We start from the raw sequence: 24,164 nt of genomic DNA on the forward strand, positions 1-24,164 counted from the left end.
ATCCTGACGCCTCGTGCGCCGCGATGGTGCAGCGTTTGGCACGAGGAGAAATGCAATGGCAGTCAGCGACGGTGAGTTGGTGCAGATGTTTGAACATGTGTTGAAGCTTTCGCGGGTGGACGCCAGTCAGAGCGTGGCGGTGCTCAAGAGCCATTACTCCAACCCCCGAACGGTCAGGGCCGCTACCGAAGCTGCGCAGCGGTTGGGGGCCAAGGTTTACGCGGTAGAGTTGCCGGCCTTCAATGCGCCGGTCGCGATGGGCAATGACATGACCGCCTACTGCGGCGATACCGCGCTGACCGGCAACCTGGCGGCTCAGCGGGCGCTGGAAGCAGCGGACCTGATCGTCGACACCATGATGCTGCTGCACTCCCCGGAACAGGAGCAGATCCTCAAGACCGGCACGCGCATCCTGCTGGCCGTGGAACCGCCGGAAGTACTGGCGCGCATGCTGCCCAGCGAAGCGGACAAGGCCCGGGTGCTGGCCGCGGAGCAACTGCTCAAGGCCGCCCGCTCGATGACCATGCGGTCGGCGGCAGGCAGCGATTTTCGCGCGCCACTGGGGCAATACCCCGCGGTGACCGAGTATGGTTTCGCCGATGAGCCGGGGCGTTGGGACCACTGGCCCAGCGGTTTCCTGTTCACCTGGCCGGACGAGGACAGCGCCGAGGGCGTGCTGGTGCTGGATATCGGCGACATCGTGCTGCCGTTCAAGAACTACTGCCGCGAGCGCATCACGCTGGAGATCGAAAAGGGCTTCATCACCGCCATCCACGGCGGCTTCGAAGCCCAGTACCTGCGCGAGTACATGGCCTATTTCAAAGACCCCGAGGTGTATGGCATTTCCCACATCGGCTGGGGCCTGCAACCGCGCGCCCAGTGGACGGCCATGGGCCTGCACGACAAGAACGATGGCATGTGCATGGACGCGCGGGCGTTCTACGGCAACTTCCTGTTCTCCACCGGGCCCAACACGGAGGTGGGAGGCAAGCGCAAGACGCCTTGCCACCTGGACATTGCGCTGCGCAATTGCGATGTCTATCTGGATGACACGGCCGTGGTACTGGCCGGTGACGTGGTTGCCCCTGCCGCTTCCATCGCCCGCTGAAGGCCCACTGCAAGCGGCTGGCGGTGCGCATCGGCGGCCGCTTGCGTTATCGTAGGCGCCTTTTCACCCATTGTCGGGCAGTACTGCATGAACGCTTCAGACTACTCCTACACCGATCAGGTCGGCCATTTGCTGCGCAAGGCCTACCAGCGGCACATGGCGATCTTCCAGCAGAACGTCGGCGAGTCGCAATTGACGGCCGTGCAGTTCATCACACTCTGCGCGGTACGTGACCACGGGCCGAGTTCGTTGAGTGAGTTGGTGAAAATGACCGCCGTGGACCAGGCCACCATTCGGGGCATCGTCGAGCGCCTCAAGGCGCGTGACCTGATCGTCCTGGGCCACGACGCCCAGGACAAGCGCAAGGTCATCGTCAGCCTGTCCGACGCCGGGCGCCACGCGGTGGAGCAGACCGTTCCCTGCGCCCAGGCCATCAGCGAGCTGACGCTCAGCAACCTCAATGCCGGTGAACGCGTGGCCATGATGTTCCTGCTGCGCAAGATGATGGACGACCCCGAGCAAGCCTAGTGTCCCGTCCGTAGCGGGGCTTGGCAGGAGTGGGAATTGGCTTGTGGGGCACTCCCGCCTGTCGAAGTTCGTCAGTTGGCACCGTTCTTGCCTTTTCATGTAGTAAGTACTTCATGAGTGGGTGGGTAACACAATGGACAAGGCCGCTCTACCGGACGCATTGGTCAATGTTTCGTGCACCGTCAACGGGCAGGCCATTCAGCGTACCGCCATGGCTGATACACCGCTGCTGCTGGTGCTGCGCAACGACCTCGCGTTGAACGGCCCCAAGTACGGCTGCGGCCTGGGCGAGTGTGGTGCCTGTACCATCATTGTCGATGGCAAGGCCGGGCGTTCCTGTGTACTGCCCTGGGCAGGCATGCAGGGGCGTACCATCACCACGCTGGAAGGCCTGGGTGCCCGTGGCAACCTGCACCCGGTGCAGCAGGCCTTTGTCGAGGAGCAGGCCGCGCAATGCGGTTACTGCCTCAACGGCATGATCATGACCACCAAGGCCCTGCTGGACCGCAACCCCGAGCCCAGTGACGAACAGATTCGCCGCGCGCTGGCTGCCAACCTGTGCCGCTGTGGCACCCACCTCGAAATCCTCAAGGCGGCGCACCGCGCCGTGACGCTATGCCGGGAGTGCCCACGCCGTGACTGACCTGACTTCCCCCGTCCCCACCCAGGCGCAACTGCTGGCACGCGAAGGCGTGCTGCTGGTGGTCAATGAAATCCAGCCGCCCTCCGGGCCGGTGCCCAAGGGGCAGCAACCGGTGCTCAAGCCCAAGGAACTCGGGCTGTTCATCGCCCTGTGCGACACCGGCGAGTTCTACGCATTCAACGGTCATGTGGACCTGGGCACCGGCATCCAGACCTCGCTGGCACAGATCGTCGCCGAGGAGCTGGACCTGCGCATGGACCAACTGCGCATGGTGCTGGGTGACACTGCGCGCGCCCCGAACCAGGGGGCGACCATCGCCAGCGCCACCCTGCAGATCTCCGCCGTGCCGCTGCGCAATGCCGCCGCCGAGGCGCGGCGCTGGCTGCTGGATGCGGCAGCCGCGCGCATGGGGGCGCCGAAGAGCGCGCTGCGTATCGAAGCCGGCTGCGTTTTTGGCCCCAACGACCAGGCGCTGGCCTTCACGCAGTTGATCAGCGGCCAGCACGTCGAATTGGTGATCTCCGGCGAGGCGCCGCTCAAAGCCATCGAAGACTACAAGCTGGTGGGGCAGAGTTCGTCACGGGTGGATATTCCCGCCAAGGCCACTGGCGAGCTGACGTTCGTGCATGACATGCGGGTGCCAGGCATGCTCCATGGCCGCATGGTACGGCCGCCCTACGATGGCCATGACACCGGACCTTTCGTGGGTACCAGCCTGGTGCGCGTCGATGAGTCGTCAATCGCCCACCTGCCCGGCATCGTCAAAGTGGTGGTGATCGGTGATTTTGTCGGCGTGGTGGCCGAGCGTGAAGAGCTGGCGGTCAAGGCGGCCCGACAGCTGCGAGTAGAGTGGAAACCCTGGCGGCACCACGTGCGCGACCTGGGTGATGTGGAACAGGCCATCCGCGACAACCCTCACATCGAGCGTGTGGTGCATGACACCGGTGGGGTCGACGCGGCGCTGGCCAGCGTCGACCGGCGTTTCACCCGCCGTTACCTGTGGCCCTACCAATTGCACGCTTCGATCGGGCCCTCATGCGCGGTGGCGGACTATCGGCCCGAGGGCATTCGCCTGTGGTCCGGGACGCAAAACCCGCACCTGCTCCGCGCCGACCTGGCCTGGCTGCTGGCGTGCGACGAGGCGCTGATTGAAATCATCCGCATGGAGGCCGCGGGCTGCTACGGTCGCAACTGCGCCGATGATGTGTGTGCCGACGCCTTATTGTTGTCCCGCGCCGTGGGCCAACCGGTGCGGGTGCAACTGACCCGTGAGCAGGAGCATGTGTGGGAACCCAAGGGTACCGCGCAACTGATGGAGGTGGACGGCGGCATCGACGCGGCGGGGGACCTGGCGGTCTACGATTTCCGCACCAGCTACCCATCCAACGGTGCGCCCAACCTCGCGCTGCTGCTGACTGGCCGGGTCGAACCGGTGCCAGTCACCTACGAAATGGGCGATCGCACTTCCATTCCCCACTATGAGTACCCCGAACTGCGTGTCAGCATCAACGACATGGCCCCCATCGTTCGGGCCTCGTGGCTGCGCGGTGTATCGGCATTGCCAAACGTATTCGCCCACGAGTCCTACATCGACGAACTGGCGTGCGCCGCTGGCGTCGACCCGGTGGAATATCGCCTGCGCTACCTGCCGGACGAACGCGCCGCCGAGCTGGTGCGCTCCACCGCCCAGCGCGCGGCCTGGACCCCGCGCACCCAGCCAGGTACCACGCCTTCCGAGGACGGTGTGCTGCGCGGACGTGGCTTTGCCTATGCCCGCTACATCCACAGTAAATTCCCCGGCTTCGGCGGTGCGTGGGCGGCCTGGGTCGCTGATGTGGCCATCGACAAGGCCACCGGCGAAGTGGCCGTCACCCGTGTGGTGGTGGGCCACGATGCCGGAATGATGATCAACCCCGCGGGGGTTCAGCACCAGATCCACGGCAACGTCATGCAGTCCACCAGCCGGGTGCTCAAGGAGCGGGTGACGTTCGAGGAGTCGCGGGTGTCGAGCAAGGAGTGGGGGGGGTACCCGATCCTGACCTTCCCCGAGGTGCCCAAGGTCGACGTGATGATGATGCCCCGCCAGAACGAGCCGCCCATGGGCGCCGGCGAGTCGGCGTCGGTGCCCAGCGCGGCAGCCATCGCCAATGCCGTCTACGACGCCACGGGCATTCGCTTTCGCGAGTTGCCGATCACCCCGGAGCGCATTCTGGCAGCACTCAAGGCCAAAGAGCCTGTGGATCCGGTCGGCTTGCCCTATGCGGCCCCGATAAAGCCCAAGCGCAGGAGATGGCTGTTCGGCGGCCTGACCGGGCTGCTGGGCGCGGCATTGGGGCTGGGCATCACCGCCATGCCCTGGCGCCAGGAAATCGCTCGGGTGGCGCCACCGGGCGCCAACACCTGGAGCGCTGCCACCCTGGAGCGTGGTCGGCTGCTGGCCGCGGCGGGCGACTGCGCCGTATGCCACACCGCGCCCGGCGGCAGCACCAACGCCGGTGGCTTGGCCATGGACACACCCTTTGGCCGCCTGTACAGCAGCAATATCACCCCCGACCCCGCTACCGGCATCGGCAACTGGTCGTTCAGCGCCTTTGACCGGGCGATGCGCCAGGGCATCAGCCGCGATGGCAAGCATCTCTACCCGGCGTTTCCCTACACGGCGTTTCGCTCGACCACCGAGGCCGACATGCAGGCCCTTTACGCCTACCTGATGTCCCAGGCACCCGTGGCCAGCACCCCACCTGCCAACCGCATGAGCTTCCCGTTCAACGTCCGACCGCTGATGGCGGGGTGGAACAGCCTGTTTCTCAAGCAGGGCGAGTTTCAGCCCGTACCGGAGCGCAGCGCTCAGTGGAACCGCGGCAACTACCTGGTCAACGGCCTGGGCCATTGCGCGGCCTGCCACTCACCTCGCAACCTGATGGGGGCAGAGCAGGGGGGGCGGGCTTTTCTGGCCGGCGCCGTGGTGGATGGCTGGGAAGCTCCGCCCCTGGCCGGCATGGCCAGCGCCGCGGTGCCCTGGAGCGAGGAGCAATTGGTGGACTACCTGCGCAGCGGTTTTTCCAGCGGCCATGGCGTTGCCGCCGGGCCCATGGGGCCGGTGGTAGCGGGGCTGGCCACCTTGCCGCAGGCGGACCTGCAGGCCATTGCCCACTACCTGTTGTCACTGCCAGGCGAGCCATCCGCCGCCAAAGCCAAGCCAACACCGCAGGCCGCCCTGAGTGCCCGTATGCCTGACAAGGTGGCGGGAAAGCGGATCTTCGAGGGGGCCTGCCAGGGTTGCCACACGGCGGCGAGCGGCGGCCCGGTGCTGTTTGGTGTCAGCCCTGACATGGCCGCCAACACCAGCGTGCACAGCGACCGGCCCAACAACCTGATTCAGGTGATCTTGCAGGGCATCGAGAGCCCGGCAACCAGCGACCTGGGGTACATGCCGGCCTTCAAGGGCAGTTTCAGCGATACCCAGGTCGCCGACCTGGCTGCGTATCTGCGCGCCGAGTTCGCGCCGCGCGAACCGGCGTGGCCCGAGCTGAGCAAACAGGTCGGCTGGCTGCGCGCCAACCCGGGTAGCCACTGACGCTCAACCCGTGCCATCAGGAAGGTTGCGCAGGCCGCGCAGCACCTGGTCGCAGGCATACGCGAGCCAGCTGTCGCGCGCGTGGGGGCTGGCCAGGTCGGTGCCAAGGAAGGCGCCCAGGGTGTGCTGGTTGGAATGGTAGAAGTAGCACAACGAAGAAATCAGCAAGTACAGGTGGTGGAGGTCGACATCGGCGCGAAACACCCCCTGCGCCTGGCCGGCCTCGATGATCGGTGCCAGGTTGCCCAGGGCCTCCCCGGACAAGGCCCTGAGGGCGGGGGACTTGCGCGAATGAGCGGCCTTGTGCAGGTTTTCGGTATTGAGAATGCTGATGAACTCGGGGTGCTGGATGTAGTACTGCCACACGAACGCAATCAATTGCCGCAGCGCGGCTACCGGGTCATCCAGGTTGAAGCGCTGGCGGCTTTCAGCCTCATTGAAACTGGCGTAGATGCTCTCCAGTACACGGATGAACAGCTGCTCCTTGCTCTTGAAATAGTAATAGATCATCCGGTCGTTGGACTTGGCCAACCGTGAGATCCTCTCGATGCGCCCGCCGCTGTAGCCGTCCTGGCTGAACACGCGGGTAGCCGCCTTGAGGATTCGGGCGCGGGTCAAATCCGCTTGCTGGGCGCGGACGCCGGAATTGGGCGTGGGCATGTAGGCTCCGCTGACGGTGAAGCCCTGATCATACGGCATGGAGCTTTTGCCGGTCTTGCCGCCTTCGAAATTATGTCCCAGGCCCCGCGTGAGCGCTACGAGACGTTGAGTTGTCCCACCTTCGTTGAGTGGTACGATTGTGGCGTGGATGACCGACGGCTATGCAGCAAATGCAGGAATGAGTGGCATGAAACCCAGCTTCGAGAAGATCCCGACGCCGCCCAATGCTTCATGGACGCTGCTCAACAGGCGCCTGGCCGATGAAATTCCGTTCGAGTGGCACCACCACCCGGAATATGAGTTGACCCTGACCCTCAACAGCCGGGGGCACAGGTACATCAGCAGTCACGTACAACGTTATGACGACTGCGATCTGACGTTGGTGGGCCCCAATGTGCCTCATAGCTGGTGCTCCGCCGAGCTGATCGACACTGCTGAGCCGCACGTGGCGCTGGTGATCTGGTTCTCGGAAGCTTGGGCACAGTCGCTGGTGGGGCTGTTTCCCGAGCTGGGGCAATTACGTAACCTGTTGGCTGCCGCCCAGTGTGCGTTGACCTTCAGCCCTCACTTCGCGCGCCAGTTGCGTCCGACCATCGAAGCGATGGTTTATCAGAACGACCCCCAGCGGCTGGTCTCGCTGCTGCATGTCTTGACTCAACTGATTCAGGACACCGAGGCTCAGCGCATCATGCCAGCGCCGCTGGCCGTCTCGGCCGGGCCCCTGAGTGAGGATCCACGCTTTCATCGCGTCCTGGATTACATCCATGCGCACTACGCCGATCCCGTGACCATTGCGCAGTTGGCGCAATTGGCGTGCGTCAGCGTGTCGGCGTTCCACCGTATGTTTCGCCGTCATGCCCGTACCACGGCGCTGGACTACATCGCTCGGTTACGAATAGGGCGGGCGTGTGCGCTGCTGTTGGAGGGCAACGCGATTATTTCGGTGGTGGCCGAGGAAGTCGGTTATTCCTCCCTGGCTTTTTTCAACCGTCAGTTCAAGGCGCAGAAGGGCATTACCCCGACTGAATTCCGCCGGCTGCACGGTCGGTATTTCCGCTAGGCCAATGCCCTCGCGTTGCAGGTTTCACGCACCACGATACGGGGGTTGATCGTGGCGCGCGCCTGAATTCCCGGAACGCCACAATCGTATGGCATGACGCGCCAATCCACACTCCCGCCTCGCCGGACGGGGGTGTATCTATACGGGCTTAACGACAAGAGTTGATGAACCCATGAAAACCTATCAGGCGTTCGAAAGCGCCGACCTTCCCGTCGATTACAAAGAGAATGTCATCACCATGAAGCGCGTCTTGCGCGAGCAGATAGGTGATGTGGATGCACTGTTCGCTGAAGTGAGCGCATTCATCGAAGGTGAGATCGCGTCCATCCGTGAGCAGGAGGCCGCAACCGGGTCCGCGTGGCCCGTGCTGGAGTACGAAGCCCTTGCGCGCGGGGTGGTGACGGCGGACGAACTGGCGCTGATCAAGCGGCGCGGCTGTGTTGTAGTGCGGGGGCATTTCCCGCGCGAGCAAGTGCTAGGTTGGGACAAGGCTCTGCTGGATTATCTGGATGAAAACGCCTTCGATGAAACCTACCGCGGTCCCGTTGACCAGTTCTTCGGCAGCCTGGATGCGTCCCGCCCCGAAATTTTCCCTATCTACTGGTCGCAGTCGCAGATGCAACTGCGTCAGCATGAGCGCATGGCCACGGCGCAATCGTTCCTGAACCGCTTGTGGAAAACCCAGTCCCAGGGCCAGACCTGGTTCGACCCGGATGTGAACGCGCTTTACCCTGACCGGGTTCGCCGTCGTCCGCCAGGCACCCGCTCCAAAGGTCTGGGCCCGCACACCGATTCCGGCGCTTTGGAGCGATGGCTGCACCCGGCCTACCTGAAAGTATTCGACAGGATCTACCGCAACGACTTCAAGGCGTATGACCCTTGGGACGCAGCCCACCGCACCGAGGTGGACGAGTACGCGTACAAGGACACGGTGAAGTGCTCGGCCTTCCGCACGTTCCAGGGGTGGACGGCGCTTTCGGACATGAAAGCCGATCAGGGTGTGCTTCACACGCTGCCTATTCCTGCGGCCATGGCCTACATGTTGTTGCGCCCGTTGCTGGATGACGTACCTGAAGACGAGTTGTGTGGTGTAGCGCCTGGCAAGGTGTTGCCGGTCTCGGAGAAGTGGCACCCGCTGCTGGTCAACGGCCTGAGTGCGATCCCCGATGTGCAGGCGGGAGACTCGGTGTGGTGGCACTGCGACGTCATTCACAGTGTCGCACCGGTGGAGGATCAGCAGGGCTGGGGCAACGTCATGTACGTGCCGGCAGCGCCGATGTGCCCGAAAAACCTGCGTTACGCGCGGGACGTCTTCAGGGCGTTCGAGCAGGGGGCTTCGCCGTACGATTTCCCCCAAGAGGATTACGAGGTGAACTGGAAGGACCGCTTCACCGTGCAGCAGCTCAATGAGATTGGCCGTCATGGGCTGGGCGTTGAGTAACGTGCCAGGGGCGTGTTTTCTCCCACCCCGTCACCTGCGTTGATGCCGCCCGGTCCTACGGAAACCTCCCGCCGCTACCCCCTGTAGGGCCGGGCAAAGCTCGGGCGCCCGGTCCGAACGGCAGATCAGCAGGGTACGGTGCTTATCCACCATGCATCGCGGAGCACCTCATAAAAAGATCCACTCGCTCGATCACCAATACGCACTTCTTCCCGGACAAGGATGCGTTGCACCCTGTGGGCAATGACAAAAACACAGGAAACCGATCATGCGCCTCGGCTGGTACTCCGCACTGACTCCCAAGGAAAAACGCACCTACTGGGCGTGTTTCGGTGGTTTTACCCTCGACTCCATGGACTCGACCATCTACGCGCTGATGATGCCCGTGCTGATGACTGTGCTGGCCCTGAGCAAGTCCGATGCCGGCATGCTGGGTTCGGTGTCGTTGATCGGCAGCGCCATCGGTGGCTGGGGCGCGGGCCTGCTGGCCGACCGTTATGGCCGGGTCCGGGTGATGCAGGGTACGGTCCTGTGGGTGGCGCTCTTTACCTGCCTGGCAGGGTTGTGCAGCAGCTTCTGGGCGTTTCTGCCGGTGCGGTTTCTGCAGGGTATCGGCTATGGCGGCGAGGCGGTGGTAGGCGCGGTGCTGATCAGCGAGGCCATCGCGCCGGCCTTGCGCGGGCGGGTGGCAGCGTCGGTGCAAAGCGGCTACGCGGTGGGCTATGCCATCTCCCTGACCATGATGCCGGTGGTGTTCGCCTGGCTGCCCGAAGACATCGCCTGGCGTGCCTTCTTCGCCATCGGCCTGCTGCCCGCCGCGCTCATCTGGTTTATCCGCCGCCTGGTGCCGGAGTCCGAAGCGTTCACCCGTGCCAGCCAGAAGCGTCGGCGCATCGAGGTGCGCGACATATTCGGCGCAGAGCATCGTCGGGTCACGTTGATCAGTACTGTACTGGCCAGCGGGATTTTCGGCGGCGCCTACATCATGATCACGTGGCTGCCCACCTACATGCGCCTGGTACTGAACCTGCCAGTGGCCTCGACCTCTGGCTACCTGGCGGTGAATATCATCGGTTCACTGCTGGGCCCGTTCATTTACGGGCGCATCAGCGATGGCATCAGCCGTGGCAAGGCGTTCATGCTGTTCCTGGTGTGCCAGGCCTGCGTAGTGGCGGTGTATACCTTCGCGCCTATCAACATGGCTGTCACCCTGGGCCTGGGCCTGCTGCTGGGCGCCTTCCAGGGCGGCCTCGCGTCAGGGCTGCCGGTGGCGTTCGCCGAGCTGTACCCCACGCGCATCCGCGCCAACGGCGCCGGTTTCTGCACCAGCTTTGGTCGCGGTTTCGGTTCGATCATGCCCGCGGCGGTGGGTTTCGCCGCCACCGGCATGGGGTTGCCGACCGCCATGGGGCTGTTCGCGATCACTTCTTACCTGATCGCCTTCATCGCGGCGCTCTGCCTGCCCAACGCCACCGGCGCGGACATGACCGATGAGCAGCCCGGCATGGCGCAGGAAGACAACAGCTCGCCCGTTGTGCACCACCATTGAGGGGCTGCGCTGCAGATTGCCTTAGCGCATTGCGCTTAGGTGGGTTGAACAATCCGGGTGGTCAACGGTTCGAATGTTCACCACTAGGGAGGATTGATCATGCAGCCGAAAACCGAAGGGATGGAAGAGCAGGGGCCCGGGGGCGTACCGTTTATCAACGACCCTGACAAACCCTCGTCGGACCATCGTCTTGTCGAAGAGCCCGTCGAGAGCGATGAAGAGGACGAGGAGGATGAGCCATAGGGGCTCGATCCCACCACTGATCCGGCAATCCGGCAAAGTCCTGGTTTGATGCTGAACTCAACCCCAGCACCGTTCAGGAGGGATTGCCATGGCCACCATGAAAGCCGCCGTATTCGTCGAAAAAGACCGGATTGTTCTGGAAGACAAACCCATTCCAGAAGTCGGGCCCCTTGATGCGCTGGTGCGTATCACCACCACCACGATCTGCGGCACCGACGTCCATATCCTTCGCGGCGAATATTCCGTTGCGAAAGGCCTCACGGTCGGCCATGAACCGGTAGGGGTGATCGAACGGCTGGGCTCGCAGGTGCGCGGTTTCACTGAAGGCCAGCGGGTGATCGCCGGCGCGATCACGCCCAGTGGGCAGAGCTACGCGTGCCTGTGCGGCTGTGGTTCACAGGATGGCCCGGACACCCGCCATGGCTTCCGGGCCACCGGTGGGTGGAAGTTCGGCAATATCATCGACGGTTGTCAGGCTGAGTATGTAGTGGTGCCCGATGCATTGGCCAATCTATGTCCGATCCCGGACGGGCTCAGCGACGAACAGGTGCTGATGTGTCCGGACATCATGTCCACCGGATTCTCCGGGGCGGAACGGGCAAATGTGGAAATCGGCGACACCGTCGCGGTGTTCGCGCTGGGGCCGATCGGTCTTTGTGCCGTGGCCGGTGCACGCCTCAAGGGCGCGACCACGATTATCGGCGTAGACGCAGTGGCCGAGCGTATGAGCGTCGCGACACGTTTGGGCGCCACCCAAGTGGTGAACTTCAAGGACGGCGACGTGGTTGGCCAGATCATGGGGCTGACCGATGGTCGCGGCGTCGACGTGGCCATCGAGGCGCTGGGGACCCAAGGGAAGTTTGAATCGGCACTACGGGTTTTGCGCCCGGGCGGTCGGCTTTCCAGCCTGGGCGTGTACTCCAGTGACCTGCGCATTCCCCTGGATGCATTCGCCGCAGGCTTGGGCGACTACAGTATCATCACCACCCTGTGCCCCGGCGGAAAAGAACGCATGCGGCGACTGATGGCGGTAGTGGGCAGTGGTGGCGTGGATCTGTCGCCGTTGGTGACTCACCGGTACAAGCTGGATGACATCGAAGCGGCGTATGAGTTATTCGCTCACCAGCGCGACGGGGTGATGAAGGTAGCCATTACGCCATGACTCGTCTCGCGCTCTGGGACGGGATTGGGGGCATCAGGGCTTGCAAGGCTGAGCAGAGCGCCAGGCTGTCTGGGTCGCTGCAATGAGTGCATCCCAGTCATCTGGAGGGTCGCCCCGGCCCAGCATCTTCTCGAACACGGCATAGGGGTCGGATTTGCTGCCTGCGGAGCGCAGAAACTCGATATTGCTGCCGCATGAGTTACACCCTCTACCGGGACACGATCAAAAAATTCGCAAACCAGGGGCCGTCACGAAGTCGAACAGGGCAAGGTAACAGTGAACGTCGTGCCACCGGTATCGGTGGAATTCACGGTCACATCACCGTCATGGGCAACGGCGATCTCGCGAACGATGAACAGGCCCAAACCGACGCTGCGCACATCGTCGTCCTTGTGACTGCCTCGGGTCATCGGCTCGAACAGCCTGCTGATCACCGGTTCCGGGATACTCGGGCCGGCGTTGTGCACGGCAAGGGTGGCGGTTGTTTCGTCGATTGTCGAGAGCAGGCTAATGGGCTTCTGCAGGTCACCGTACGCCACGCTGTTGGCGACCAGGTTGCCAATGACCTGCTGGATGCGGTCGGCGTCCACGTGCGCCGTGCCGGTGCCGTGAGTGTGGTGTATCAGCGTTGCCTGGGGGAAGGCAACGCGCAGTTCATCGAGGCTGCGGCTGACGATGTCGTGCAACCGCTGCGGCTGCTTGTGAATGGCGATACCGTGTCCAACCCTGGCCAAGGCCAAATCAAGCAGATCGGCGATGATCCGTTGAGCACGGTCTGATGACTGACTGATATGGGTGAGCAACTGGGCTTCCCGCGGGCTGCGCTCGGCGCGGGCCAGAAAGTCGGCCGCCATCTTGATGGCAGTGAGCGGGTTCTTCAGGTCATGGCTGGCGATGGCGACCATCTGTTCGGCAAACAGGGCACGGCGTTGGGATTCTTCGTAGGCAATGCTGAGCTCGCCCTTGATCTGATGCAGGGCGGATTCAGCAACGGTCTTTTCCCACAGAAGTTCCTCGGCATGCTTGCGTGCACTGAGCAATTCGCGCTCATAACGGTCGCGATCAGTGGTGCCAAACAACGCCAATTCGTAGAACACGCCGTTGGCATGCTCGCGCCGAACGCCATTGAGCAGCATCGTCACCGTATGTCCGTCATGATGTATCAGGTCCAGCTTCACCTCGGCTACCGAGCCTTGCATCTTCATCAGCGGCGCCCAGTGGGTTTGGTGGAAGATGCGCCCGCCCATGGTCAACAAGGTCTGGAATCGCAGGCCGAGCAGCGCATGCTGACTGCGGCCCATCCACGTGCAGAAGATCGAGTTGGCGCGCAGAATGGTGCCGTCTTCGGTGGTCACGATCAGCCCGCAGGGAGCGCCCTCGAACAAGGCATCGCTGTCGGGGAGTGGCGGCTGTTCAGTCGACATGCTCACGCGCCCAGGGCTGCAGGAAACGGTCCATGGCCTCGGAGCAGGCGCCGGGTGCACTCATGTGCGGGCAGTGGCCGACGTTGGGCACCATGCACAGGGTGCTGCCGGGTAACAGCGTGTGTAAATAATGACCGACAGCGACAGGCGCGATCAGATCGTCGGTCGACTGCAGGATCAACGTCGGCGTGGTCAGGCCGGCGAGGTCCTGGCGGTTATCGGACAGGAAAGTCACCCGGGCGAACTGCTTTGCAATCTCCGGTTCGGTGCGGCAGAAACTGTTGGTCAGTGCCTCGCCCAGGGCTGGCTGGCCTGGGGCGCCCATGATGACCGGGGCCATGGTGCTCGACCAGCCGAGGTAGTTGCTGTCGAGGGTATCCAGCAGGGAATGAATATCCTCGAGCGAGAAGCCGCCCACGTAGTCGCCGGAATCGATATAGCAGGGCGACGGCCCGACCATGACGTGAGCTGCGATTTGCCCAGGTACCAGCCGATCGGCCAGCGCGCCGATCATGGCACTCACAGAGTGACCGACCAGGACGATGGGCCCAACGCCGTAATGCTGGATGATCTCGACCAGGTCCTGCGCATAGCCGCTCAGCGAGCTGTATTTTTCACGGCTGTAGGCGCCAAGGTGCGACTGGCCAGCCCCCACCAGGTCATATAGCACCACCCTGAAACGGCCGAGGAAGTGCGGGTACAGGTAGTGCCACATGGTCTGGTCGCATCCAAAACCGTGGGAAAACACCAGCGTGGCGGGGCCGTCGCCCAGAACGGTAATGTTGTTGCGCTGCGCAAGATCCACGTGATTGCTCCTTGGGGCCAGAGCCTTCTGGGCTGTGGTGGAGGGATGATGCCTTTCAGGGCGTGCAAAAGGCAACCTGACGCTCACAGTGCTCCAACCGGGAGGGCAGAACCCATGCGGCGGCAAGGGCCCGTTGTTTATCGATTGGCATGATCGTACCTGCCGTTTGAATACGAGGCTGACGCCAGCTTGGGCGCAAGCGTTTTCATGGGTAGGCGCCCGATCAACACACATTGCTCGGAGAACCTTAATCAGGTGCAAACCAGGCCATCGTGATATCGGCAATGAATGTGCCGTCGGGTAGCAGGATTCGCTTTTCCAAGCGTCCTTCCTCAATAAAACCAAACTTTTCGTACAGGCGTCGGGCCCGCACATTGGTTTCACGCACGCGTAGCTCGATCTTGAGCAGGCCGGGCCGGGCTTGGGCCCATTTCAAAAGTGCGGTCATCAGCGCTTCACCCACGCCTTGCCCGAGGTTGTCGGGATGCACAACGATAGTCAGACTATAGACGTGGGCAAGCGCCTTGAGGCTGTTAGGCTCCAGCAGAGCATGACCGACCACCAAGCCACCTCGCTCGGCCACTGCGTAAAAACCCTCACGACCCAATACCTCGATTTTTTCCTCAAAGGATTCATAGCTGAGTTCACTCGGGCGGGATATCAGCAGCCCAGGTGTGCGAGCGGTTTCGCGCTCAGCGTCGCACAGCACAACTGCGTCAGCGATCAAGGCGTTTCGAATGGTCAGTTCGTTCAAGCAGGGCCTCCTGCTGGGTGGCTGGCGAAGGGCAAAGAAGTCATGTCAATCATTGTGCCAGAGCAGGAAATCAGCGGCGAGCCAGCTCATCCGCCAGGCCCCCGGCCGCGCTATCGGCACTGCTGGCCGACGACTTCCGTGAATTCGGCGCCAGCGGCGACGTGTGGAACAAGGCCCAGGTCATCGATGGCCTGATGAACGAAACTTTCATCCCCCGTACCCTCAGCGACGAGCAGGTACAACGGCCGGCCGCCGCCTGGCGGCCGCTGCTATACAGGTTTCTGCAGCGGCCCCCAGGTCGCGTCAGGGGCGCCGCGCTGCCCCCAGCTGCTCGCGCACCGCGCGGACCTGGTCGGCTGATACCGCTGGCGCGCTGTTGGACCAGCCGCTGCGCAGGAAGGTCGTCAGCGCCGCGAGGTCGCCATCGTTGATGCGCGCGGCGAAGCTCGGCATCGGCAGCACCGACGGCGACTGCGCGGTAGACGGCGTCTGGGCGCCTGCGAGTATCACTTGGATCAAGGCTGCGGGGTTCTGCGCATTGACGATGGAAGCCCCGTCGAGCCGTGGGAATACCCGTGGCGCACCCTGGCCGGTGACAAAGTGGCAGGCGCCACAGTTGTCCAGGTACACGCGCTGCCCCAGGGACAGGTCGGTGGCCGCGGTCAGCTGCCGCGTGGTGGCGGCGCTGCGTTCAGGCTGCGGGCGGTCACGTGGTTCGGTCTGGGCTGGCAGCAACTGCAGGTAGGCGGCGATGGCGTGCAGGTCCTCGACGCTCAAGTGCGAGGTGCTGTTGGCAACCACGTCCTTCATCTCGCCAGCCACGGACGCGGTGCTGTTGCGCCCGCCCGCCAGGTAGTCCACCAGATCGTCTTGCGACCAGTGCTTGCCCCCACGCAACGCCGGCACCGCCCAGCCATTGAGTTCGGTGCCGCTCAGGTAGGTGGGGGTGGCATCGTCCAGGCCTTTTTCCTGCATCGTCAGCGCCCGTGGCGTGTGGCACGAGCCGCAGTGGCCCAGCCCCTGCACCAGGTACGCACCGCGGGCAATGCGCGCATCGCTGGCGGCGCTGGCCAGGCCGTCGCCAGGCGCAGGCGTGGGCGCGAACAGGCTGCGCCAGTACGCCAGGGGCCAGCGAATCGACAGCGGCCAGGCAATGCCGTTGGCGCGGTTCGCCTGGTGCACCGGGGCCACGCCGTTCATGAAGTACGCGTACAGCGCTTCGGTGTCCGCCGTGCTGACCTTGGCGTAGGAGGGGAAGGGCATTGCCGGGTACAGTGCGCTGCCGTCATGGCCGACGCCCCGGCGCACGGCGCGCTCGAACGCGCCGTAGGTCCAGGTGCCAATGCCCGTGGCCGTATCGGGGGTGATGTTGGTCGAATAGATAGTGCCGATTGGCGACTGGATTCCCAGGCCACCGGCAAACGCCGGGCCGCCATGCGCGGTGTGGCAGGCCACGCAGTCGCCGGCGCGGGCCAGGTACGCGCCGCGCTGTATCAGGGCCGGGGTGACGGCCTGGGACAGGGTGGCCGAGGCGTCGCCGGTGCGGTTCAGCAGCGCGCCCAGCGCCCAGGCCGCCAGCACCAGGGCCAGCACTGCCGTGGCAACGCTCAAACCGACGACACGGCGGGTAGTGTTCTTGACGTTGCTCTTCATGCGCTCACCAGCGGGCCAGGGTTTTTCAGATACAGGTCCTTGATGGCCTGGGCGGCCAACAGGCTCAGCGCGCCGATCATGGCCGTGGGGTTGGCCTGAAAGTTCTGCGGGAAGGCGTTGCCGCCCGGCACGAACACGTTGTGCACGTCCCAGCTCTGCAGGTAACGATTGAGCGCGCTGGTCTCAGGCGAATCACCCATCACCGCGCCGCCCACGTTGTGGGTAGACACATACTTGGTGATGTCCCAGTGCGAATCCATGCCCAGGTAGCTTTCCGAGTAACTGTCCGGCTCCAGCTCGCGGGTAATGTCCAGGACGATCTTGCGCAGGTGCTGCTGCAGTTTCAGCTCGTTCTGCTTCCAGTCGAAGGTGATGCGCAGCAGCGGTTGGCCCCATGGGTCCTTGTAGGTGGGGTCGAGGTCCACATAGTGGTCCCGATAGGACATGCAACTGGTGGTAATGCCAATCTTCATGGAGTGGCCGTACCAGTCGACCATGCCGTCCTTCCAGCCCTGGCCCCACTCCGGCGTGCCGCTGGGCAGCGAGGTACCTATGGGGGTGCCGGTGGCCTGGGCACTCTGGATCTTGGCCCCGCCCAGGAAACCCAGCGACGGGCCGTCGAAGTTGCCCGGGGAAATGTCATTGAACAGTTGCCCTGTGGCGCCGGCGGTGGCGAACGGGTTGAACTGCTTGTCCTTGAAGAACAGCGTGGTGCCGCCGTTGCTGAGGAAGGCGTAGTTGCGGCCGATCGTGCCCTTGCCGGTGAGCGGGTTGTACGGCTGGCCGATTTTAGACAGCAGCATCAGCCGTACATTGACGAACTGGAACGCGGCCAGCACGACGATCTTGGCCGGCTGGAACACCTCGTTGCCCTGGCCGTCGGCGTAGGTCACGCCCCGGGCGGTCTTGCCGTCCGGGTGCAGCTCCACGCGCAACACGTTGGCATTGGTGCGGTAGGAGAAGTTGTCCATGCGCTTGAGCGCGTCTAGCACCGCCGTCTGTGGCGAGGCCTTGGAGAAGTTCAGGCATGGGTACTTGCTGCAATAACCGCAGTAGTTGCAGGGCGCGATCTGGTTGCCGTATTCGTTGGTCCAGGCCCGTGACACGTTGGCCGACGGGTTGGGGAACGGGTGGTAGCCCAGCTTGCGCGCGGCATCGGCGAACATCGTGTTGTTCAGCGTGTCTTCCAGCGGCGGCAGCGGGAAGGGGCTGGAGCGCGGCCCTTCAAAGGGGTCGCCACCGGCGATGATGCGGCCCTGCAGGTTGCCGGTGTTGCCCGACAGCCCGCAAATCTTGTCGAAGCGGTCCAGGTAGGGTTCGATCTCTTCCCAGGTAAAGGGGAAGTCCTGCACCTGCATGCCTTCACCCAACTGGCCGGGCTTGTAGGCCTGGTCGGCGTAGGTCTTGAGCTTGATGTCGGTGGGCGTAGGGCGGATCAGCACGCCCGTCCAGTGCAGCCCCGAGCCGCCCACGCCAGTACCGGGCACGAAGGCGCCCCATTGGCGGGTGGGCAACGCTGTGTCCTCCAGACTGTGGCGAACGGTCAGGGCGCCGTCCTTGGGGGTGACCATGATCTTGTTGCGCACGCCGTACGCGTATTCGTCGGCAGGCTTGGGGTACCCGAAATCGGCGTTGCTGCGGTCTTCGCCGCGTTCCAGCGCGCGAACCTTCAGCCCTGCCTTCGCCAGTTCGATGCTCATCAGCGAGCCCGCCCAGCCCATGCCGACGACGATAACGTCGACCTCGTCATTGGTAATAGTTGCCATAAATCTCTCGATAAAGTGATGCGCAGGGGGCGGGGCTTAGCCGCGCTCGCCACTGAGGCTGACGGGACCCAGGGGGTATTTCACGTTGTGCTGCGCCACCCATTCCACATAGCTGGCACGCGCCCCGGGAAAGCCGATGGCGATCCAGGCCTTCATGCCCTTGTTGCCGCCGTAGAGGGGGTCGGCGAGGTAGCCCTGCTTGGCGTGCTTGAGCAGCTCGCCGAAGAACAGTTTCGAGCCCAGGATGCTTTCGCCGAAGTCGGCGAAGTTGATCTCGCCGGCCGCCAGTTTCTTCAGCGCGTCCGTGCGCGCGGCGTTGTCCAGGGCGGCGAAGTTGGCGCCATGGGTGCGCTGGCACCACGCCTGGGCGGCCTGGATGCCGTTGCGGTATACCTGTTGCGGCCGGTAGGGCAACTGGTAGCCGAGGGTGGCGGGCGCCTTGAGGTCGAACGGGCCTTCCAGGTAGATCTCGCTGCCCAGGTCCCCGGCCAGCTGTTGGTCGAGGAACACCGGTACGTTGGTTTCCAGCGCACCGGGGCCCTTGCCGCCACCGGGTATCAAGCAATCGCAGGCGGCCATGATGAACGCCCATTGGGCCGGATCGAAAAAAGTCGGGCGATAGGTTTCCAGGCTGGGGGCGATCATGTCGGCTGCGGCGGCAGCCCCCAATCCCTTGACGACCACGCCCATGGCGGGCAGCGCGATCAGGGATGAAAGCAGGAATTTTCTTCGGGATGTTTGCGAGGCTAACAACATATCGGGGCTCACCTGAGCTGCTGGCAAAAACCGGACGACACAGGACAATCGCCGAGCGCTCGACGCGATGCGTGGGCCCACTTCAACGCGCACTCGCCAACGCGCCGCGCGTTCCCGTGGCAGGGAATGCGTGTGTGGGGCGGGCGACCGCTGGGAGGTTGAGGGGGTGGCAGGCCTTGTGGCTGCTCTAATTGGACTGTTCACATCGATCCGGCAGGTGCGAAAACCTGCTCGGCAAGGAGACGCGATACGGCGGTATCGTCTGGCTCATCACGGGTCAGACATCGTACCACTGGTTATTTGTGTCGCGTTAGAAAAATTTTTTAGGTGTCAAGCGTGGCCTGTTGTCGCAGGTTTTTCAGGTTTCATTGCCGTTCTAGAGCTGTCAGTGAGAGTTTATTGAAATATCGAGCTTTATTTTGCGGTTAAAAAGTCATCGTATGACGTTGGTTTCATAGGGGCGCCGGACGCCGGCTGCGGCAGATGCTAAGGAGTGGGTCGATGCCACAGCGGCCGCCAGGCGGCGTCAGGCCTGCAACCCAGGGCGTACTCGGTGCGGAATATCATCTGAAACGCACCTGGTATTCCGGGTTGCCGTACTCCTTGAGCAACAGCGCCACCAACGCCTGGTTGTCTTCCTGGGACCAGCCAGTGATCCGCGGTGACATGGAAACGTTAATGAACAACGCATCTTCCCCCGTCTCCGAGTGGGTACGCACCAGTGGCTGATCTCGATCAGGCGTTCGGGCAGCTGCGGGCTAACGGCCACCAGCGGCACGCCGCGGGCCTGCAGCGCCGGTTGCAGGTAACGTTCGTAGTAGGGGATAGCGAAGTTGCAGGCCGGGCAGCCGGCGAACGGAAGAACACCAACACGGCGGGGCCGTCGGCCACCAGGGTGTCCATGCCCAGCTCGCCGCCGGTGACATCGACCAGGGTAAACGGCGCCAATCGGTCGCCCGCCTTGACGACGCTGCGCCTGGGCACCTCGTCCACCGAGCACAGCCCGCCCTACGCTGCGGAGCCCACTGTCGCGTCCTCCACTGACATTTAATTTAATGTTTTATATGCATATTGTCTGGGGCCGCCCAGTCCCATTGCAGGCTTTACACTCGCCTGGGCAATCGTTTATAAAAAAGGCACGCAGGTGCACTGTTCGGTGCGCCCTTGGTGATAACAGGAGGATGCTATGTCACCGTTAAACGTGATGGCTTACTGAACGACCCCACCCCTTCGCTCGACCACCTCGAGGCGCGCTGGTCCCAGCGCTGGCTAGAGGACGCTATCTACGCCTTCGACCGCAGCGCGCCGCGCGAGCAGGTCTTTTCCATCGATACGCCGCCGCCTACCGCCTCCGGTTCGCTGCACGCCGGCCATGTATTCAGCTACACCCACACCGACATCATCGCGCGCTTCCAGCGCATGCGCGGCAAGGCCGTGTTCTATCCCATGGGTTGGGACGACAACGGCTTGCCCACTGAACGGCGGGTAGAGAACTTCTACGGCGTGGTCTGCGATGCCGATGCGCCTTACCGGGCCCACTGGCAGCCGCCCGCCACGCCCGCCAAGCGGCGCGAGGACTACGCCCGGGTCAGCCGGCGCAACTTCGTTGAGCTGTGCCACCGGCTGACCGCCATCGATGAGCAGGCGTTCCGCGCACTGTTCGTCCAGCTCGGCCTGTCGGTGGACTGGGACCTGACCTACGCCACCATCGACGAGCGTTCGCAACGGGGCAGTCAGCGGGCGTTGTTGCGCAATTACCAGCGTGGCGAACTCTACAGCCAACAAGCGCCGTGCCTGTGGGACGTGACCTTCCAGACCGCCGTAGCCCAGGCCGAGTTGGAGGAGCGGGAAGTCGCGGGTGCCTACCACGACCTGTGTTTCCGAGGCGCCGACGGCCAGTCGCTGACCATCGCCACCACCCGCCCGGAACTGCTGGCCGCGTGCGTGGCCCTGGTCGCCCACCCGGACGATGAGCGCTACCAGGCGCGCTTCGGCCATAGCCTGCGATCGCCGGTGTTCGAGGTCGAGGTACCGTTGCTGGCCCACCCGCTGGCCGACCCTGGGCAAGGCACCGGATTGGCCATGGTTTGCACCTTTGGCGACCTCAACGACGTGACCTGGTGGCGTGAACTGGCCTTGCCGACCCGCGCGATTCTGGGCAAGGACGGTCGCCTGCTGGCCGACACACCGGCCTGGCTGACCACGCCGGCTGCGCGCCAGGCGTATGCCGCGCTGGCCGGGTGCCGCCTGGCCCAGGCCCGCCAGCGCCTGCTGCCGTTGCTGCAGAACGCCGGAGCGCTGGTTGGCGAACCACGGGCGATCCGTCACCGGGTCAAGTTCTTCGAGAAAGGCGACCAGCCGCTGGAAATCATCGCCACCCGCCAGTGGTACCTGCGCAACGGTGGCCGCGACGTCGCGTTGCGCGAACAATTGCTGGCGCATGGGCAGGCGCTGACCTGGCACCCGGCGTTCATGCGCAGTCGCTATGAGCATTGGGTCAACGGCCTGAAGGGTGACTGGCTGATCAGCCGCCAACGCATTTTCGGCGTGCCGATTCCGTTCTGGTACCGCCTGGATGCTCAGGGCGAGCCCGATTATCACGCACCGCTGCTGGCCGACGAAGCCGACCTGCCGGTCGACCCCAGCCTCGACACGCCGCCGGGTTTCATGCCCGAGCAGCGTGGCCGGCCGGGTGGTTTCGTGGCTGAAGCGGACATCATGGACACCTGGGCCACCAGCTCGCTGACACCGCAGATCGCCGGCGGCTGGGAGGAGGGCGATGGTCTGTTCGAGCGGGTCTTCCCCATGGACCTGCGCCCCCAGGGCCACGACATCATCCGCACCTGGCTGTTTTCGACGCTGCTGCGCAGCCATCAGGAACAGGCATGCGCACCGTGGAAACACGTGGCGTTGTCGGGCTGGATCCTGGACCCGGACCGCAAGAAAATGTCCAAGTCGCGCGGCAACGTCGTCACTCCACAGGCGCTCCTGGACCAGTACGGCAGCGATGGCGTGCGCTATTGGGCCGCCCTGGGCCGGCCCGGTAGCGACACGGCGCTGGAAGAACAGCAAATGAAAATCGGCAAGCGCCTGGTGCTCAAGCTGTTCAACGTCACCCGCTTCGTGTTGGGGCTGGGTCGCGATGACCAGGGGGCCGTGGACGCGCCGCTGGACCTGGCCATGCTGCGGCGCATGGACCAGGTGGTCGGCGACGCCACGGTGGCGCTGGAGGCGTATGACTACAGCACCGCGCTGACGCGCATCGAGGGCTTCTTCTGGTGGTTCTGCGACGATTACGTGGAGCTGGTCAAACGCCGCGCCTACCAGCCGGCGGGGGCATCGGCGCGCCATGCCCTGGCACGGGCGCTGGGCACCTTGCAGCGCCTGCTGGCGCCGTTCCTGCCCTTCGTCTGTGAAGAAACCTGGCGTTGCTGGCAACCGGGCTCGGTGCACCGTGCGCCGTGGCCGACGGCGGCAGCGCAGGAGGCCGAGGGTGATTCGTTGCTGGAGGATGTCAGCGCCATATTGGCCGTTATCCGTAAGGCCAAGAGCGACGCCCGCCAGTCGATGAAAGCCCAGGTCGCCAGCGTCGACGTCACCGCGCCGACCGCGCAGCTGGACGCGTTGCGTGACGCGGTACAGGACCTCCGCGACGCCGGGCAAGTGGGGCTACTGACCTTGATCGAAGGCGCAGGCTGGCAGGTCCGCGTCGACAACCCATCCCCGTCGCCACAGGCCTGACGCACCGCTGCGACTGTGACGTGGCCTGGCGGGTGCTGCTACAAGGCGGGGTCTGGCCCTTGTCTACGGATGGCCAAAGGCGTTGAGGTAAGCCAGCGCGAGGTGGTATTTGCGCGCGCGCTCCAAATCCTTGTCGGTCAGTACCGGGAGGCGGGTGAGGTTGAGGTTGTCCTTGATGTCCTCCACCTTCACTCGCCGCGCCAGTGGGTTCGCCGCCAGACGCTCGATGAACGCCGTGTAGGCTTCACCCGGCTGCTTGGTCATGCATTCGATGGCACTGACCACAATGTCGGAAAATCCCAGCGCGCGGAGGTCGACCAGGCTTATTTCGCTGTCTTCGACCACATCGTGCAGCACCGCGACGAGCTGCGCGTCCAAGTCGTCGAAACGCAGCATCATGCGCAGCGGGTGAAGGATATAGCTGCCCCCGGCCTTGTCGGTCTGGCCTTGATGCGCGCGGCAGGCCAGTGCGATGGCAGCGTCCAGTGTACTCATTGACGGGCACGTCCCTGATGATAGTGCTGCGTGCTTATTTCCTCGCCGAATCGAAGCGCATCGTTGTACAACCGGTTCGCGTGCGGCACGGGGATGTCGCTTTCGGGGCTGCCGTAAAACCGCACGAACACCTGGCGGGTCACGTGATCCCAGCGGTACATCACTTCCTCGTAGGGATAATCGATGTAAATATCCTGACTGGCGAAGCGTTCGCCTTTCTCAACGGGCATTGGCTTCCCTCACTGCGTTGTAATAAGTTTTGCTCTGCTCTGCTCGGCTATGGCACTAGCGACGGGGCTGTCCGAGTCCAGTACTCGCCACTGTTCATAAAATCCGTCCTAGGCCGCCCGGAGCTGGTGTTTGCCCGGCAATGGCATCGTAAAGGTCATTGCCCAGCAGGTTTCTGGCCAGCGCCTCGGGTTCCTCGGCGTAAATCATTGCCGGCGAGTTGACCTGAATTTCGCCGGCAATACCTGCCCGGGTCATCAGCGATGAGTTTACCCCGCTGTAGCCCAGCGCGTCTGAGCCCTCGTAGATCACCTTCACCTTGGCGCCCAGCGCGCGTTGATCGTGGACCACGCGGGTTATTTTACTGTCATCGACAATGATGGTATTGCGCGCAAGGTCTTTGATGCGAGAGGCGTCGCCCCCATAGTCCGCGTTGATTTGCTCCAGTGCTCGTTGCGCTGACTTGATAGGTGCTTTCGCTACAATGCCACCGTTGGACGGCCACGGTACCCTGGAATAGCCAATGCTCTTTTCTGCCGAAGCCTTCGCTGGTTTCAAGCCTTCGCCCTAC

22 protein-coding genes and 2 pseudogenes are annotated in these 24,164 nt (G+C 63.7%); 11 read left to right on the forward strand and 13 right to left on the reverse strand.

Annotated elements, in window-relative coordinates; all coding sequences use genetic code 11:
• Window positions 1-55: 55 nt before the first annotated feature.
• From QBK88_RS04960 to QBK88_RS04975, 4 genes are all read left to right on the forward strand, one after another.
• Window positions 56-1,108 (forward strand): 2,5-dihydroxypyridine 5,6-dioxygenase, encoded by a 1,053-nt coding sequence (locus QBK88_RS04960; RefSeq protein ID WP_268141549.1) that lies wholly within the window; start codon window positions 56-58, stop codon window positions 1,106-1,108.
• 87 nt (window positions 1,109-1,195) lie between these two features.
• On the forward strand, window positions 1,196-1,636 hold the full coding sequence (locus QBK88_RS04965; protein ID WP_268141550.1) for a MarR family winged helix-turn-helix transcriptional regulator: 441 nt from the start codon (window positions 1,196-1,198) through the stop codon (window positions 1,634-1,636).
• A 133-nt stretch (window positions 1,637-1,769) separates the two neighbouring features.
• Window positions 1,770-2,279 (forward strand): (2Fe-2S)-binding protein, encoded by a 510-nt coding sequence (locus QBK88_RS04970; RefSeq protein ID WP_277961162.1) that lies wholly within the window; start codon window positions 1,770-1,772, stop codon window positions 2,277-2,279.
• Between the two features lies 1 nt (window position 2,280).
• Entirely contained in the window at window positions 2,281-5,856 is a 3,576-nt protein-coding gene (locus tag QBK88_RS04975; RefSeq protein ID WP_277961318.1) for a molybdopterin cofactor-binding domain-containing protein, read from the forward strand.
• Window positions 5,857-5,859: 3 nt separating this feature from the next.
• Here QBK88_RS04975 and QBK88_RS04980 read toward each other — a convergent pair whose 3' ends face one another.
• Window positions 5,860-6,516 (reverse strand): TetR/AcrR family transcriptional regulator, encoded by a 657-nt coding sequence (locus QBK88_RS04980; RefSeq protein WP_277961163.1) that lies wholly within the window; start codon window positions 6,514-6,516, stop codon window positions 5,860-5,862.
• A gap of 187 nt (window positions 6,517-6,703) precedes the next feature.
• Between QBK88_RS04980 and QBK88_RS04985 the strand changes: the two genes are divergently transcribed.
• The 5 genes from QBK88_RS04985 (at window position 6,704) to QBK88_RS05005 (ending at window position 11,971) form a co-directional block, all read left to right on the forward strand.
• Window positions 6,704-7,576, forward strand: coding sequence for an AraC family transcriptional regulator (locus QBK88_RS04985; RefSeq protein ID WP_277961164.1), 873 nt, complete (start codon window positions 6,704-6,706; stop codon window positions 7,574-7,576).
• Between the two features lie 172 nt (window positions 7,577-7,748).
• Window positions 7,749-9,017, forward strand: a complete 1,269-nt coding sequence (locus QBK88_RS04990) for a DUF1479 domain-containing protein (protein ID WP_277961165.1) — start codon at window positions 7,749-7,751, stop codon at window positions 9,015-9,017.
• Window positions 9,018-9,285: 268 nt separating this feature from the next.
• Window positions 9,286-10,566, forward strand: a complete 1,281-nt coding sequence (locus QBK88_RS04995; RefSeq protein ID WP_277961166.1) for an MFS transporter — start codon at window positions 9,286-9,288, stop codon at window positions 10,564-10,566.
• Between the two features lie 99 nt (window positions 10,567-10,665).
• Complete coding sequence (locus QBK88_RS05000) at window positions 10,666-10,809, forward strand: hypothetical protein (protein WP_277961167.1); 144 nt, start codon at window positions 10,666-10,668, stop codon at window positions 10,807-10,809.
• Between the two features lie 88 nt (window positions 10,810-10,897).
• Window positions 10,898-11,971 carry an NAD(P)-dependent alcohol dehydrogenase gene (locus QBK88_RS05005; protein WP_277961168.1) on the forward strand — a complete coding sequence of 358 codons (1,074 nt, stop codon included), beginning with the start codon at window positions 10,898-10,900 and terminating at the stop codon, window positions 11,969-11,971.
• Window positions 11,972-12,004: 33 nt separating this feature from the next.
• Here the strand turns inward: QBK88_RS05005 and QBK88_RS05010 are convergent.
• The 4 genes and pseudogenes from QBK88_RS05010 to QBK88_RS05025 form a co-directional block, all read right to left on the reverse strand.
• Window positions 12,005-12,145 (reverse strand): annotated as a pseudogene (locus QBK88_RS05010) (type II toxin-antitoxin system YhaV family toxin); the annotation flags it as partial.
• A gap of 74 nt (window positions 12,146-12,219) precedes the next feature.
• Window positions 12,220-13,395 carry a PAS domain-containing sensor histidine kinase gene (locus QBK88_RS05015; protein WP_277961169.1) on the reverse strand — a complete coding sequence of 392 codons (1,176 nt, stop codon included), beginning with the start codon at window positions 13,393-13,395 and terminating at the stop codon, window positions 12,220-12,222.
• The gene (locus QBK88_RS05020) at window positions 13,385-14,200 is read right to left on the reverse strand and encodes an alpha/beta fold hydrolase (protein WP_277961170.1); all 816 of its coding nucleotides are present in this window, start codon (window positions 14,198-14,200) and stop codon (window positions 13,385-13,387) included. The genes QBK88_RS05015 and QBK88_RS05020 overlap by 11 nt, the downstream gene beginning before the upstream one ends.
• 247 nt (window positions 14,201-14,447) lie before the next feature.
• Window positions 14,448-14,954, reverse strand: a complete 507-nt coding sequence (locus tag QBK88_RS05025) for a GNAT family N-acetyltransferase (RefSeq protein ID WP_277961171.1) — start codon at window positions 14,952-14,954, stop codon at window positions 14,448-14,450.
• 17 nt (window positions 14,955-14,971) lie between these two features.
• Here QBK88_RS05025 and QBK88_RS30795 point away from each other — a divergent pair.
• Window positions 14,972-15,136: pseudogene (locus QBK88_RS30795) on the forward strand (hypothetical protein); the annotation flags it as partial.
• 121 nt (window positions 15,137-15,257) lie between these two features.
• Here QBK88_RS30795 and QBK88_RS05035 read toward each other — a convergent pair.
• The 5 genes from QBK88_RS05035 to QBK88_RS05055 all read right to left on the reverse strand — a co-directional run bounded on the left by QBK88_RS05035 (window position 15,258) and on the right by QBK88_RS05055 (window position 20,113).
• Window positions 15,258-16,607 carry a cytochrome c gene (locus tag QBK88_RS05035; protein WP_277961173.1) on the reverse strand — a complete coding sequence of 450 codons (1,350 nt, stop codon included), beginning with the start codon at window positions 16,605-16,607 and terminating at the stop codon, window positions 15,258-15,260.
• Window positions 16,604-18,373, reverse strand: a complete 1,770-nt coding sequence (locus QBK88_RS05040) for a GMC family oxidoreductase (RefSeq protein ID WP_277961174.1) — start codon at window positions 18,371-18,373, stop codon at window positions 16,604-16,606. Before QBK88_RS05040 ends, QBK88_RS05035 begins: the two co-directional genes overlap by 4 nt.
• 36 nt (window positions 18,374-18,409) lie before the next feature.
• Window positions 18,410-19,129 carry a gluconate 2-dehydrogenase subunit 3 family protein gene (locus QBK88_RS05045; RefSeq protein WP_277961175.1) on the reverse strand — a complete coding sequence of 240 codons (720 nt, stop codon included), beginning with the start codon at window positions 19,127-19,129 and terminating at the stop codon, window positions 18,410-18,412.
• A 563-nt stretch (window positions 19,130-19,692) separates the two neighbouring features.
• Entirely contained in the window at window positions 19,693-19,848 is a 156-nt protein-coding gene (locus QBK88_RS05050; RefSeq protein ID WP_277961176.1) for a hypothetical protein, read from the reverse strand.
• A gap of 16 nt (window positions 19,849-19,864) precedes the next feature.
• On the reverse strand, window positions 19,865-20,113 hold the full coding sequence (locus QBK88_RS05055; RefSeq protein ID WP_277961177.1) for a hypothetical protein: 249 nt from the start codon (window positions 20,111-20,113) through the stop codon (window positions 19,865-19,867).
• 183 nt (window positions 20,114-20,296) lie between these two features.
• On the opposite strand from QBK88_RS05055, the gene valS reads away from it, so the two are divergent.
• The gene (valS, locus tag QBK88_RS05060) at window positions 20,297-22,870 is read left to right on the forward strand and encodes a valine--tRNA ligase (protein ID WP_277961178.1); all 2,574 of its coding nucleotides are present in this window, start codon (window positions 20,297-20,299) and stop codon (window positions 22,868-22,870) included.
• 63 nt (window positions 22,871-22,933) lie between these two features.
• Here valS and QBK88_RS05065 read toward each other — a convergent pair whose 3' ends face one another.
• The 3 genes from QBK88_RS05065 to QBK88_RS05075 all read right to left on the reverse strand — a co-directional run bounded on the left by QBK88_RS05065 (window position 22,934) and on the right by QBK88_RS05075 (window position 24,151).
• Complete coding sequence (locus tag QBK88_RS05065; RefSeq protein ID WP_277961179.1) at window positions 22,934-23,365, reverse strand: GTP pyrophosphokinase; 432 nt, start codon at window positions 23,363-23,365, stop codon at window positions 22,934-22,936.
• The gene (locus QBK88_RS05070; protein ID WP_277961180.1) at window positions 23,362-23,595 is read right to left on the reverse strand and encodes a hypothetical protein; all 234 of its coding nucleotides are present in this window, start codon (window positions 23,593-23,595) and stop codon (window positions 23,362-23,364) included. Before QBK88_RS05070 ends, QBK88_RS05065 begins: the two co-directional genes overlap by 4 nt.
• A 94-nt stretch (window positions 23,596-23,689) precedes the next feature.
• Window positions 23,690-24,151, reverse strand: coding sequence for a hypothetical protein (locus QBK88_RS05075; protein ID WP_277961181.1), 462 nt, complete (start codon window positions 24,149-24,151; stop codon window positions 23,690-23,692).
• Window positions 24,152-24,164 lie beyond the last annotated feature (13 nt).

It is taken from the genome of Pseudomonas sp. RIT-To-2 (genome assembly GCF_029623465.1).
GTDB lineage: Bacteria > Pseudomonadota > Gammaproteobacteria > Pseudomonadales > Pseudomonadaceae > Aquipseudomonas > Aquipseudomonas silvicola.